The 13,197-nt window shown below is 37.7% G+C and carries 13 protein-coding genes and 1 pseudogene; 3 read left to right on the top strand and 11 right to left on the bottom strand.

What is annotated here, in order from left to right:
* Window positions 1-12 precede the first annotated feature (12 nt).
* From MHH95_RS06620 to MHH95_RS06585, 8 genes are all read right to left on the bottom strand, one after another.
* Entirely contained in the window at window positions 13-756 is a 744-nt protein-coding gene (locus tag MHH95_RS06620) for a sulfite exporter TauE/SafE family protein (RefSeq protein ID WP_340726857.1), read from the bottom strand.
* Between the two features lie 52 nt (window positions 757-808).
* The gene (locus MHH95_RS06615) at window positions 809-1,984 is read right to left on the bottom strand and encodes a UxaA family hydrolase (protein WP_445682993.1); all 1,176 of its coding nucleotides are present in this window, start codon (window positions 1,982-1,984) and stop codon (window positions 809-811) included.
* Window positions 1,977-2,258 (bottom strand): UxaA family hydrolase, encoded by a 282-nt coding sequence (locus MHH95_RS06610; RefSeq protein WP_340726855.1) that lies wholly within the window; start codon window positions 2,256-2,258, stop codon window positions 1,977-1,979. The genes MHH95_RS06615 and MHH95_RS06610 overlap by 8 nt, the downstream gene beginning before the upstream one ends.
* Before the next feature lie 347 nt (window positions 2,259-2,605).
* Window positions 2,606-3,796: a glycine C-acetyltransferase gene (locus MHH95_RS06605; RefSeq protein WP_191700727.1), complete on the bottom strand. Its 1,191-nt coding sequence runs from the start codon at window positions 3,794-3,796 to the stop codon at window positions 2,606-2,608.
* Between the two features lie 58 nt (window positions 3,797-3,854).
* Window positions 3,855-4,472, bottom strand: a complete 618-nt coding sequence (locus MHH95_RS06600; protein ID WP_340726854.1) for a YczE/YyaS/YitT family protein — start codon at window positions 4,470-4,472, stop codon at window positions 3,855-3,857.
* Between the two features lie 14 nt (window positions 4,473-4,486).
* The gene (gene ybaK / locus MHH95_RS06595; RefSeq protein ID WP_340726853.1) at window positions 4,487-4,975 is read right to left on the bottom strand and encodes a Cys-tRNA(Pro) deacylase; all 489 of its coding nucleotides are present in this window, start codon (window positions 4,973-4,975) and stop codon (window positions 4,487-4,489) included.
* 255 nt (window positions 4,976-5,230) lie between these two features.
* Window positions 5,231-5,707, bottom strand: a complete 477-nt coding sequence (locus tag MHH95_RS06590) for a hypothetical protein (protein ID WP_340726852.1) — start codon at window positions 5,705-5,707, stop codon at window positions 5,231-5,233.
* A gap of 263 nt (window positions 5,708-5,970) precedes the next feature.
* A complete protein-coding gene (locus MHH95_RS06585) occupies window positions 5,971-6,603 on the bottom strand; it encodes a nitroreductase family protein (RefSeq protein ID WP_340726851.1) in 633 nt (210 codons plus the stop codon).
* 195 nt (window positions 6,604-6,798) lie between these two features.
* Between MHH95_RS06585 and MHH95_RS06580 the strand changes: the two genes are divergently transcribed.
* Window positions 6,799-7,569 (top strand): SDR family NAD(P)-dependent oxidoreductase, encoded by a 771-nt coding sequence (locus tag MHH95_RS06580; RefSeq protein WP_340726850.1) that lies wholly within the window; start codon window positions 6,799-6,801, stop codon window positions 7,567-7,569.
* 649 nt (window positions 7,570-8,218) lie between these two features.
* Window positions 8,219-8,674 (top strand): staygreen family protein, encoded by a 456-nt coding sequence (locus tag MHH95_RS06575; RefSeq protein ID WP_340726849.1) that lies wholly within the window; start codon window positions 8,219-8,221, stop codon window positions 8,672-8,674.
* A 41-nt stretch (window positions 8,675-8,715) separates the two neighbouring features.
* Here MHH95_RS06575 and MHH95_RS06570 read toward each other — a convergent pair.
* Window positions 8,716-8,952 (bottom strand): annotated as a pseudogene (locus MHH95_RS06570) (YciI family protein); the annotation flags it as partial.
* A 55-nt stretch (window positions 8,953-9,007) separates the two neighbouring features.
* Window positions 9,008-9,607 carry a TetR/AcrR family transcriptional regulator gene (locus tag MHH95_RS06565; RefSeq protein WP_340726848.1) on the bottom strand — a complete coding sequence of 200 codons (600 nt, stop codon included), beginning with the start codon at window positions 9,605-9,607 and terminating at the stop codon, window positions 9,008-9,010.
* A 130-nt stretch (window positions 9,608-9,737) separates the two neighbouring features.
* Between MHH95_RS06565 and MHH95_RS06560 the strand changes: the two genes are divergently transcribed.
* Complete coding sequence (locus MHH95_RS06560) at window positions 9,738-10,880, top strand: YhgE/Pip domain-containing protein (protein WP_340726847.1); 1,143 nt, start codon at window positions 9,738-9,740, stop codon at window positions 10,878-10,880.
* A 76-nt stretch (window positions 10,881-10,956) separates the two neighbouring features.
* Here the strand turns inward: MHH95_RS06560 and MHH95_RS06555 are convergent, their stop codons facing one another.
* A complete protein-coding gene (locus tag MHH95_RS06555) occupies window positions 10,957-13,146 on the bottom strand; it encodes a DNA topoisomerase III (protein WP_340726846.1) in 2,190 nt (729 codons plus the stop codon).
* Window positions 13,147-13,197: the final 51 nt, after the last annotated feature.

Raw genomic sequence — 13,197 nt, 5'->3', positions numbered from 1 at the left:
CCTTCCCAAAGCTTAGCCAAGCATTTTAATAATCAGCTGTATGAGAATAATTAGCATCATTAGACGAAGCAAAGGCTTTACATAACGTAAATTGATTTTTTTAGATATAAAAACACCCAGAAATCCACCAATAATTGCTCCGCCCGTTATTGCAAACGCTATCTCCCAAATCATGTGGCCTGATGAAATATAAGAAATAAGCGCGCCGCTACACCAGCCCAGTAAACTAATTCTCGTAAATAATATTGCCTTATAGTATTGCATTTGATCATTTGAAAAAACGTAAATAGCCAATGTACTGCTACCCGGACCAAAAATGCCATCATAAAACCCAATCGCACTTAACAGCTGGTAAACCTTACGTTTATTAATTACATTTTCATTTGTTCCGAAAAAATTATTCGAATAGAAAGTCATGGCAAAGGCAAAAATCATTAATATAATGGCAATGGTATTTAAAATTGTTTCATTTAGACTGGAAGCAAACGCACCCCCAATAAATCCACTGATTAATGCAATAACAAAGAGCATTAAACATTCAGATAGATTCACTTCTTTTTTCCTTATACTATTTATTGAAGTAAGCAGTGTACTGATTACCGCTCCAAATTTATCTGCAGAGATGGCATTGTGAATTGGAATTCCCATTAACAACATTGTCGGTAATGAAATTAGTCCACCGCCGCCAACTAGTGCACTAACTAAATGACTAAGAAAGCCAAGAAAAAAAACGATAATGAGAAGTGAATAATCCACCGGCAAAACGCCCCCACTGTTTTATATTGTGAAACGCCGTTTTCGTTTTACTTTAAAAAGTAGGGCCAATTCTCCAAATACCAAAATCATGTTGCCCTAAAATTTCAGCTTTTGTTAGCTTACCTGAACTTACCGCTGCTATTTCGGTAAGAAGTCTTTCACCCACTTCTTCTATTGTTTCCGTCCCTTCGATAACCGTCCCTGCATTAACATCCATATTTTCTTTCATCTTTTCGAAAATAGGAGAGTTAGTGGTAATTTTAATTACTGGTGCAATAGGTGAACCTGTCGGCGTACCTCGCCCTGTCGTAAATAATACCAACTGTGCACCTCCGGCAACCATTCCCGTCAATTGCTCAATATCATGACCTGGTGTATCCATCCATACTAAACCTTTTTCTGAAGGTGTTTCAGCGTATTCGATTATTTCATTAAGTGTGCTAGTCCCTGCCTTATTTGCTGCACCAAGAGATTTTTCTTCCAATGAGCTTAATCCGCCTTTTACATTCCCTGGACTTGGGTTACCTGAACGAATATCTACACCCATCAATACTGAACGCGCTTCCATTTGATCTATTACTTCATAAACCCTTTTGGCTATATGACTATTTTTTGCGCGATTTGCCAATAGGTGTTCTGCGCCGATTAACTCTGTAGTTTCGGCTAAAATAACCGTTCCTTCCAGTTTTACAATTTCATCACTTACATACCCGACTGCCGGGTTTGCAGAGAGTCCGGAACAAGCATCAGAACCGCCACATTCAGTTCCTATAGTTAATTCACTAAAATCACATAACTCCTTCTGCAGCATAGAGGCCTCTTGCACAAATTGAACTGCATGTTTTGCTCCCTCTGCAATTGCATCCAACGTACCGCCATGATCCTGTATAGAAACTAACTTTACGGGCTTCCCGGTTTTTTCTATTTCCTTATAAACACTTCGAGCCTGATGTGTTTCACAACCGAGACCGACAACAATCACTGCATAGACATTAGGATTGCAGCCCATCCCTACATATGTACGAAATGTTTGATCATAATCAACGCCTACTTGTGCACAACCATGCTGATGCACAAAAGAAACAGTCCCTTGAACCAGCTCTGTTATTTGGTTCGCTACCTTTGTGGCACAAGTAATTGTCGGTAAAATCAACACATGATTTCTTATACCAACCCTACCATCCGGTCTACGATATCCCCAAAACTTCTTCCCTTGTAAATCAATCAACTTTATCGCCCCTTCCTCTCGTACCCTCAAGGTTATGCACATGGACGTGAAAACCTTTTAAAATATTGCAAGTCGCCACCCCGATTGTTTCTCCGTATTTAATAATACGGTCCCCTTTCAAAATATCTTCCAGAGCAAATTTATGACCAAATTGAATTTCTTGCTTTAACTTAATTAGGTTATTTTTCGTTGGAATTTGAACCTCTGTATCAATAGGAATATTCTCTAATGCTGTTGCAACATTATCCCTTTCAGATAGAACAATATATTTCAAAACAGAAAAACACCACTCTTTCAACAAATTTTTATCATTAAACAGAATATATTGTTTATAGCACCATTCGTCAATAAAAACTTTCGAAATAATTAATATATTTAATATATTTAGAAGATTTAAATTATATTAGGAAAGTTCTTCTTATTTACCAAAAAAAGTTACTATCCATTTTTTTTATGTAAGACACGCGTTTTTACCAAATTAAAATAAAATATAAATGAGAAATTAATTATTTCTAATATATTAAAATTTTTTAACGACAAAAAACCTTTAAAATTAGATTTTTCTTCTAACTTTAAAGGTTTACTATACAGATTATTTAAATTTATCTCCGTATTTCTTCTCTATTTAATCACTTCTAACTCACGGCCAACCTTTTCATAAATTGCCAATGCTTCATCCAGCATTTCTTTCGTATGTGCTGCTGTTGGCATATTGCGTACACGACCTGTTCCTTTTTGTACTGTTGGGAACACGATTGCTTTTGCGTAAACACCTTCCTCAAGCAAACGCTTTGAAAACTGCTGCGTCAGTTTTTCTTCACCAATAATACATGGTGTAATCGGTGTTTCGGATTCTCCAATATTAAAGCCTAGTTTCGCTAAGCCGTCTTTTAAATATTGACCGTTTTCCCAAAGCTTGTCATGCAGCTCTGTTGATTCCATAATCATCTCCACTGCGCGTGTAATTGCCGCAACATCCCCTGGTGGTAATGCTGTCGAGAATAAAAATGGACGAGAGCGAACTTTTAGCCAGTCGATTAAATTCTTCTTCCCTGCCACATAACCGCCAACAACACCAATTGCCTTTGATAATGTACCGATTTGGAAGTCGATTTCGTTTTGCAGACCGAAATGCTTCACTGTTCCTGCACCTTTGCCTGTAACGCCTGAACCGTGTGCATCATCTACATACGTAATTAGGTCAAACTCTTTTGCGATTTCAACGATTTCAGGAAGCTTTGCAATATCGCCATCCATCGAGAATACACCATCTGTAATGACCATTACTTTGTTGTACAGACCAGATTCCTTTGCATCTTTTGCCTTTGCGCGTAAATCATCCATATCTGCATGGGCAAACGGAATAATTTTCGCTTTTGATAAACGGCAGCCATCGATTATCGAAGCATGATTTAATGCATCCGATAAAATCGCATCATTTTTATCCATTACAGCGGAAATTGCCGCCATATTACAATTGAAGCCTGATTGATAGCTAATCGCTGCTTCCGTACCTTTAAATTTCGCTAATGTTTCTTCAAGCTTTACATGTAGATCAAGTGTACCGTTAATTGTACGAACTGCACCAGCGCCGACACCGTATGTAGCAATTGTGTCTTGTGCAATCTTCTTCAGCTCATCATTTGTTGCCAAGCCTAAATAGTTGTTTGATGATAAGTTAATCAACTGTTTTCCCGCTACCTGAATAATCGGGCCATTTGCACCTTCTACTGGATCGATTTCATTGTATAAACCTTGTGCTTGTAATGCCAGTAAATTTTCATCTAAAAAGGTATTTAATACGTTTGACATGCGCGTTCATCCTTTCGATTTCTAACTCCACTTTATTTTAGCATATAGGGAAAATTTTTTATGTAAGTGGCTCTCCTATTATTTCCTCAAGCTTTCTTCTAAAGAAAAAGAGCGATGGCTGAATGACATAGCCGGTGCCGAGTGCTAAAATAACCGTCCCTACACCAACAGGTCCACCAAGTAACCAGCCTGCACTTGTTGCAAATACTTCCATAACCATACGTCCTGTTTTGACAGAATAGCCTTTACTCGCAATAATCATCATAATCGTATCACGAGGCCCTTCGCCTAAATTTGGTGCAATATAAAGTGCGCAACCAATACTCATGACAAAAAATCCTGCCGTAAAATAGGCGAGCTCAAACAAAAATATATTTGCCACAGGTAATAGCCAGTTGAAAAAATCAATAAACGAACCAATCAACAGCATATTTAAAATTGTCGCCCGCTTCGGAATTCGCTTTAAATAAAGAGATGTCGCGATAATAATAAAAAGCCCTGTCAAAATAGACCACGAACCAATTGTTAGTCCAACCTGCTTATACATGCCTATATGAAAAACATCCCATGGACCTGTCCCGATCACATTACCTTTAATCGTCATCGTAATACCCAGAGCCATAATAATTTGCCCTATAAAAAAACTTCCCCATTGCCATTTAAATTTCTTCGACACAACAATCCTTCTTTCTATTTCACGGCAATCACTGCATAATGACCGTTTGTTGCCTTTACTAAGTCTGTCGGTGCAAGCTTAATTTGCATCCCTATTTTACCTGCACTTACAATGATATAATCAAGTGCTGCAGCGGCTTGGTCGATAAATGTTGGAAACGGCTTTTTCATGCCAATTGGCGAACAGCCTCCGCGCACATACCCTGTTAAGCCAAGCAACTCTTTCACTGGAATCATTTCCACTTTCTTTTCCCCTACAACTTTTGCAGCTGCTTTTAAATCGAGTTCTGCGTCGACTGGGATGACGAAAACGAAGTATTTCCCCTTACCAGCAGTGGCAATTAATGTTTTATATACCATTTCCACAGGCTGACCAATTTTACTAGCCACAGTGATGCCATCAACCGCTCCCCCATTTTCTGTCGTGTATTCAAAAATCTCGTGTGCAATTTTTTGCTGCTCAATTAAACGAATTGCATTTGTTTTGGCCTGTTTCTTCGCCAACGAAAACACTCCTTTTTATCTTATACATCTCGGCATAATTGCGTCTGGATTTCAGCTTCAAAATCGCTGGATGCTGCCCAATCAGCAATTATTTAGTTTTAGGCGCCTTAACTTCTTTTTATGAGAGCGTTTGAACACCAGAAAAAAGAAGCCAACTTTGAAAATAGTATATCATTGAATGCATTACTAAGGGGCCTTCACAAATTATTAAAAATAAAAACCCCCTCTAGTTGTTCCACTAAAGAGAGCTTGTTGTTATGCAATTTGGGAGAAAGCCGGTTCATCTATTGAACGATAACCGTTGTTTACCATCGCAATATGAGAAATATACTTTTGTGTAGCGGTATTGAATGAACGCTGAAATAACAGCTTTTCCAAATCCAGGTCAATTAAGGATTGCTCGTCTGGATTACGTGCAAAATCTTTTTGAAATTTTTCTGGCATAGAAAAAGATAAATCTTCATTCTCCAAAGGAGCGAATTCCTTAGATTGATTTTTGCTTTCCCCTACTGATAGTTGCGAACTTTTGCGGGCTGCTGCATCCGTGTCGTGCAATTCTTTTTCCGTTTTACCAGAAAGTAAATGTTCAAGTGCTTCAAGCAGTGGATTTTTACTTGTATCTGTATATTTTGCATGCTTCTTATAAATTTCACTTGCCTCTTTGCGCTGCATTGTTCGTTTTCTATCTTCTAATACAAGGTTGGATCCTTGGACAATGCTAGAAATTTTCATCTGTTTTCACCTCTCTTGTAGATTCCCGAATAAAATTTATTTAAATATACCAATATAGCAAAGAAATAAATAGAGAATATTCACACAATATCCACATTCAGAACTTTCCTACTAAATCCTACCTCTTCCATTTGCCTATAAGTTGATATTTATATAAAAGTACCCAATACCTAGAGTAAAAAACATTTTCAAGCATTTTTCCTATCCTCTTTAATAAAATAAGAATGTGCTAAAAGTCAATTTGGCTTTTAACACATTCTTATTTAGTAACCGTTGAAATTCACAAATTCTCCAACAGGTTTACGATATCCGCGGGCACGTACTTTTTCTACACTTTTTCCAATCGTAATCATCATGATTGGCTCCAAATGATTTGGAATATTAAATACTTTCCTTAATTCATCCACATTATGGACATGCATTGGACATGTATCAAAGCCATAATGTTTTGCGCTTAGCATAAATAACATTGCGTGCAGACCCGCATTTAATGCCAGTTCCAAATCCAGTGCACCTTGTTTCTCCTTTAAACCATCACTATAGTTTTTGATGGTATTAATTGTTGTTTCATAGTCCACTTCATCCATCATTTTCAGCATTTTTAATGGACCATAAATTTTCTCAACATCCGGTCTTTCAATACTGTTTTTATTGCCCATTACAATGACAACGCCGCTTGCTGTATGAATTTTATATTGGTTGTAGCTTAGCTCCCTAACCTTCTCTTTCTTCTCCTTATCCGTAATGACTAAGTAATTTGTAAATTGTAAATTATACGCGCTCGGTGCTGTTTTGGTAAGTTCAAATATTTTTCTAAAGTCTTCTTCATTCATTAGTTCGTTTTCAAGAAAATTCATTGCGGAGTGGCGGGATTTTACTAATTCTTCAAAGTTCATATTGTTTACCTCTTCCCGTGAAATTTTTATCTCTAATTAAAACATCTTTATTTCGAGATAAATTTACCACACTTTGAATTTAACTGTCAATAATTACATTTATAAATTGCACCTAAAATTACAAGGTCTACATTTTGTAAAAGCGGTTAAAATATTTGGCAGGCTATTTTTACTTCAAGATAAGGAGATGGGAAAATGAATTTGGACAATAAAGTAGTGATCGTAACAGGGGCAGCAGGCGGTATTGGGAAAGAGGTTGTAAGAAAATTAATTGGGCTGCAGGCAAAGGTTGTGTTAGTTGATTTAAACGAAGATGCAATCAAAGCAGTTCAATCAGAGCTTTCTCTTACTGAAGATAACAGCTTAATCGTAAAAGCGGATGTATCCAAAGAGAACCATGTGAAGAACTATGTGGACCAAACCATTTCGAAGTTTGGACGCATCGATGGTTTTGTAAATAATGCAGGTGTAGAGGGTCCAGCAAAGCCTCTTGAGGACATTACAGAAAAAGAGTTTGATTTCGTTTATGGCATTAATGTAAAGGGTGTTCTTTTCGGTTTAAAATATGTATTGCCAGTAATGAAAGGCCAAAAATATGGGTCTATTGTAAATACATCATCTGTAGCAGGCTTAATCGGCTCCCCAAGTATGGCACTATACAATTCCTCTAAACATGCAGTAATGGGGCTTAATAAAGTGGCGGCTTTAGAAGCAGCGGCATTCAACGTTCGTGTAAATACAGTAAATCCGGGTGTCATTAATACACAAATGATGCGTAAAATCGAAGCAAATGTTGCACCAGGTGCAGCGGAGGCCGCTCAAGCCGCATACAATGATGCCGTACCGATGAAGCGCTATGGTGAACCAGAAGAGGTAGCAAATGTCATTGTCTTTTTGCTTTCCGATGAGGCTTCTTATGTAAGTTCTTCTTCAATTACAATAGACGGTGCTTTATACAATGTTTAACTTTAACTAAAGGAAACTAAAACTCAGAAGAGCTTATCTTTTGGGTTTTTTACATATTAAAAAAAAGCGTATCAATAAGGATCTATTGATATGCTAAATTGGATTTATTTAAAATCTGAAGAGGTTAAGCATTGCACCAACCTGCCTCATCGTATTTACTCCATTTGTAATGGTTCCAACGTGACCCATCATTGTATTTAAATTATCTGTTAGCCCTCCAAGCCGTGAGCCAGGTGCCTGGGAGTTAGGATTAAATTGCTGTTGGCCTTGCCTTGGATCATTTGGATACGGTGAGTAAAAGGAATCTCTAGGTCTTGAAAATTCATTTGGTCCAGAGAAACCCATCCGTTGTCTACCCATTTGAGGAGGGCCGAATTGTTGGCCAGCTGGTGGTGGATATCCCATCCTAGGGTCCTGTCTAAAAAATACCACATTATTCACCTCCCTACTATTACGACTCTAATCTAATATATGTTCGTGATTTTTTGTAACATAGACATTAATACTTTATTTTTTTACAATAACGAATCTCGAGCGAATTATTATTAGATCAGTGCTTTTGTTATCCCCTCTTACTTAAAGTGCAGTGCTTCGTCACCATAAACAATTAGGTCGCATATTGATAAAAAAAGATGATGGGAGTAGTGACATGGGTAAATTTGACTCTGAAAGGCTTACTGTTGAATATAGAAATGGTGTAACAGCTCAAGAGCCAATTATTCCAAGGCATCACACATTAACGCACTCTGATTTTACGGGAGAATTATTTTTGACCATTGGGACACAATTTGCCTGGGACAAAGTTAATACGGAGTTGAGAGATGAAGTATTAGGACAGTGGGTACTGAATGGTAATTCCCTAATCTACAATGTATATATTTATATAGATCAAAAAGAGCATGATATAGAAGCAGCAATACGCCGAAATGGTATTTTCAGGCGAGAACTACCGCTTGCATTGACAGCCATCCGTTATGGAGACCGATTTTTATTCGGCATGTACCCAGTATTGGATTATGCAGTAATAATGGTAAACTTTATATCCTCTTATCCACTGCTATATAAACAGGAGTATTGGGGAACTTTTAGTAATTTTTCAAGCTAAATATTTGGTTATACCTTGAAACCAAAACTTCCCCCTTTCTCCTAAAATACTTGACGCAATTCAATCTGCCCTTCTCCATGTCCTTGCGGGTCGGGCATCCGCATTGCCCACTCGATCGCTTCTTCCTTCGACTTCACCTCAATCAATATAAACCCAGCAACCAGTTCATTCGTTTCAGTAAAAGGACCTTCCGTAACTACCGGCTTTTCCCCCGGAACGGGAAATGAAATACGGAGACCATTTGAACTCGGATGAAGTCCCTTCGCCATTAAAATGAGTGTATTTGATTTAGAATTCTTAACCTGAGTAAATAAGATTGTTTTTAAGTCAATATCACAATTTTTTAGTATTTGTCTTTTGAATAAAGGAAATAATATTAATATATATTGTCGTCATTTCTTGAGGTGTTTTGTCCAAATCATTTTGAACCCATTGTTCGATTAATCCTAAAAAGGCAGATGTGATAAACGATAAAAAATATTCCATTGGTACCTCTAACGTAGCTTTGAAACTTTCGTTTTTCTCTAAATTGATACGTACCTTTTCTGAAAATGCCGCCCTGAATCGAAGGTGAAAACCCGCTCTACCATGATCACTTAGAAAAATTTTAAGTAAAGGGGATTGTATTTTAATAGCACTGAATAAAGTAGCCGCTAATTGCTCCTGCTCTTTTTCAAACGTATGTGTAGATGAATAGTTCGATTGCAATTCATCAATATGATTACCTAGATCCGCAAATAACTGCTGTTCTATTTGATCCAATAAATCAAATTTATCTATAAAGTGTAAATAAAATGTTCCGCGATTAATTTGTGCTTGTTTTGCAATATCGCCTACGGTAATAGATTCAAAAGTTTTACTCTCTAAAATTTTTATAAATGACGTTTGAATAAGCTCTTTTGTTTTTCGATTTTTTTCTTTGTAGATACTCAAAAAAACACCCCTCCATACAAAATTGAACAATCTGTTCATTTTGTTGATTGCTTTGCACTTTTCTCGATTATAAAATAAACAGGTACCACTAAACAACATGTTCAAAATTGAGAAAGGAAGATGATTTCCATTGAAATTATTTAAAGAAAAATTAGCATGGGCCGCTCCCATTGCCGTTATATTAATAATTGCTCTATTTTCGGTAAACTTATTCGCACAAGGAGATCCACAAGTAAAAAACCTGCCGGTTGCACTGATTGTAAATGATGAGGGTGAACATGTAGAGTCTGTGAAAGTCGCTGTAGCACAAATGAGTCAAGGTGTTGATGGCGCAGAGCCAATGCTTGCTTTTACAGATGAAAACCTGGAGGATATTGAAGCATTATTTGATGAAAAGGAATATTATGCAGCACTAGTTATTCCTGAAGGCTATAACGATGACGTGCAAAATGCACTGGCTAATAATAGTGCAGCGACATTGGAAATTTATCTTAACCAAGGCTTTAACATGACAGGTGCCAACGTCGCTAAAACAGCATTAAATGGTTTAATTACACAGTTAAGCAATCAATACTCAGCAAACTTTATAGCACAAATGGGTGACCAGCCATTTGATGCTGAAAAAGCTGCTGTGCTAGTGCATCCGATTGTAGCGAATGAACAGATATTTAACCCAATTACTTCAGCTACAGCTAATGGCAGTGCACCAACTTTATTGGCAGTACCTGCTTGGGTAGGGGCGCTAATTGGTGGTTTCGTATTATTTTTATCCACATCCATCATATTAAAAAGAGATAATTTAACTCGTAAACAAGTAGTACGTTTAATGGGTGAACAAGTATTATTCGGTGTTATTATTGCCCTCTTCTCAGGGTTTACTGTAGCCACATTGGCTTACATCGCTGGTATTAATATGCCTGGCTACTTCCTAGTTGCTTTCTTTGTATCATTTGCAGCATTCTGTTTCTTCTTATTAGTATCTGCAATTACTGCATGGATCGGAAAACCTGCTATTACATTATTCATGGTAGTCATGCTTCTAGGTATGGGTGTACTAATGACACCACAGGAAATGCTTCCAAGCTTCTTTGTAAACTTCATTCGCCCTTGGGTACCGATTCGCTTTGCTTCTGAAGGATTACGCGAAATCTTCTACTTCGGCAGCGGCTTTTACACAGGTGCTTCCTTCAATACTATTTTAGGAATTGGGATTACAGGTTTGGTGATTTTCATTCTATCTATTTTCAAACCGGTAAAAGCACAGAAAAACTAATCCAACATAAAAACGCAGGTACATTGAATACTTTCCCACTCATTGTCCTGCGTTTTATTATTTTTTGACCTGTTGATTAATCATCAAATTTCATACCTTTTAATAAGTCTGCAAATGCATTATTAATCGGCTCTGCTTCTTTTTCTTGCGCTTTTAAATACTTTTGGACACTGCGTTTGTCCACTTTGCCGCCGCCTTCTTTTTTTCGGCGCGCTTCAAAGGCTGACAATTTTTCACGGTAACCGCATTTACATACGAAAATTTGACCATCACCTTGTCCATGCAACTCCAATTTTTTCTTACATTGTGGACAGCGTGCGTTCGTTACGCGTGAGACGTTTTTACGGTGACCGCATTCACGATCCTGGCATACGAGCATTTTGCCTTTCTTCCCGTTCACTTCTAGCATCGGTTTCCCGCAGTCCGGACAGGATTTTGTTGAAATATTATCGTGCTTGAATTTTTTGTCGCTCTTTTTTATGTCCGAAACGATCGCTTTTGTATGTTGTTTCATTTCATTAATGAATATATCTTTTTTCAACTTACCGTTAGCAATTTGTTCAAGCTTTTGCTCCCACTCGGCTGTCGTTTCAGGAGATTTCAACTCGTTTGGCACTAAGTCCAATAACTGGCGGCCTTTTGACGTAATGTGAATATCTTTCCCGCGCTTTTCAATAAGGAAGGAATTAAATAGTTTATCGATAATATCGGCACGGGTTGCAACAGTACCTAATCCACCCGTTGATTTTAATGTATCAGCAAGCTTTTTATTTTGCGTATTCATATATTTCGAAGGATTTTCCATCGCTGTCAGTATTGTAGCCTCTGTGAAACGGGCCGGTGGTTTCGTTTGCCCGGAAGTTTGAGCTAGTAAATTAACCTGCAGTACTTGTCCTTTTTCGAGACGTGGTAACAATTGCTCCTTCACGTCTTCATTTGAATCTTCATCGTCAAATCGATTTGAGTAAACTTCTTTCCATCCAGCAGATAGCACCGTTTTACCGCGCGCAATAAACTTCTCCTTACCGATAAGGGCCTGCACTGTCAATTGCTCATATTCATGTGCCGGGAAAAGAACAGCCAGAAAACGCTTAACGACTAAATCATAAATTTTACGCTCTTTATCCGTAAAATTCGCAAAATTAACGTATTCTTCAGTTGGAATGATGGCGTGATGATCTGAAACTTTGCTGTCATCTACAAAAGATTTATTTGCTCTAATTGGTTTCGTTAATACTTTATTTGCCAATGTACGATATTCACCTACGCTACATGCTTTTAGACGCTCTGATAAAGTACCTACAATATCAGAAGATAGATAGCGAGAATCTGTACGTGGATATGTTAGCACTTTATGTGATTCATACAACTTTTGCATAATATTTAGCGTTTCTTTTGCGGAATAGCCAAATAGTTTATTCGCATCACGCTGTAATTCTGTTAAATCATAAAGCCCGGGAGAAAATGTTTTTTTCGGCTTTCGTTCCACATCGATTACTTTTGCATCCTGCTTGTCCAGTTCATTAACTATCGAATCAATCTTTTCCTTATTAAAGCTGCGTGAATTTCCAGTAGCATCTTGCCACGTTAATTTTAATTCCTTCGTTTGTGCCTCGATACCGTAGTATGTTTGAGCTTTAAAGTGCTTTATTTCATCCTCACGTGCCGCTACCATTGCGACAACTGGAGTTTGCACGCGCCCAGTGTTTAGCTGTGCATTAAATTTCGTCGATAATGCACGACTCGCATTCAGCCCGATATACCAGTCGGCCTCGCTTCGGGCAACTGCTGCATGATATAGGTTTTCATACGCTTTGCCTGGCTTTAAATTCGCAAAGCCTTCTTTAATCGCTTTATCAGTAACAGAAGAAATCCAAAGACGTTTAATCGGCTTATTCACTTTTGCACGGTCTATAATCCAACGTGCTACAAGCTCTCCTTCACGTCCTGCATCTGTTGCGATAATGATTTCATTGACATCACTACGTGTCAGCTGTGATTTCACTGTATTATATTGCTTGCTCGTCTGTTTAATAGTCGTTAGTTTCAAACGTTCCGGAAGCATCGGTAAATCTTCCAGCTTCCATTGCTTATATTTTTCATCATAGCTTTCGGGATCTGCCAGTGTCACTAAATGGCCTAGAGCCCAAGTTACAATGTATTTATCCCCTTCCAAAAAGCCATTTCCTTTTTTATGACACTTCAGCACATTTGCAATATCTCGTGCTACTGAAGGTTTTTCTGCCAATACTAAACTTTTAGCCATCGTACACAATCCTTTCATACCTCTTTAACCCAACTATACCATACATTAATT

The organism is Solibacillus sp. FSL K6-4121 (genome assembly GCF_038002585.1).
GTDB classification, from domain to species: Bacteria; Bacillota; Bacilli; order Bacillales_A; family Planococcaceae; genus Solibacillus; species Solibacillus faecavium.
Note: the sequence above shows the minus strand (reverse complement) of the source record. Positions and strands in the feature narration are given on the sequence as shown.

Excerpts from the sequence above, each read along its gene's own strand:
- MHH95_RS06575 (WP_340726849.1), top strand. The coding sequence starts at position 8,219 with ATGGGTAAATTTGACTCTGAAAGGCTTACTGTTGAATATAGAAATGGT.
- MHH95_RS06590 (WP_340726852.1), bottom strand. The coding sequence starts at position 5,707 with ATGAAAATTTCTAGCATTGTCCAAGGATCCAACCTTGTATTAGAAGAT.
- MHH95_RS06605 (WP_191700727.1), bottom strand. The coding sequence starts at position 3,796 with ATGTCAAACGTATTAAATACCTTTTTAGATGAAAATTTACTGGCATTA.
- MHH95_RS06580 (WP_340726850.1), top strand. The coding sequence starts at position 6,799 with ATGAATTTGGACAATAAAGTAGTGATCGTAACAGGGGCAGCAGGCGGT.
- MHH95_RS06555 (WP_340726846.1), bottom strand. The coding sequence starts at position 13,146 with ATGGCTAAAAGTTTAGTATTGGCAGAAAAACCTTCAGTAGCACGAGAT.
- MHH95_RS06585 (WP_340726851.1), bottom strand. The coding sequence starts at position 6,603 with ATGAACTTTGAAGAATTAGTAAAATCCCGCCACTCCGCAATGAATTTT.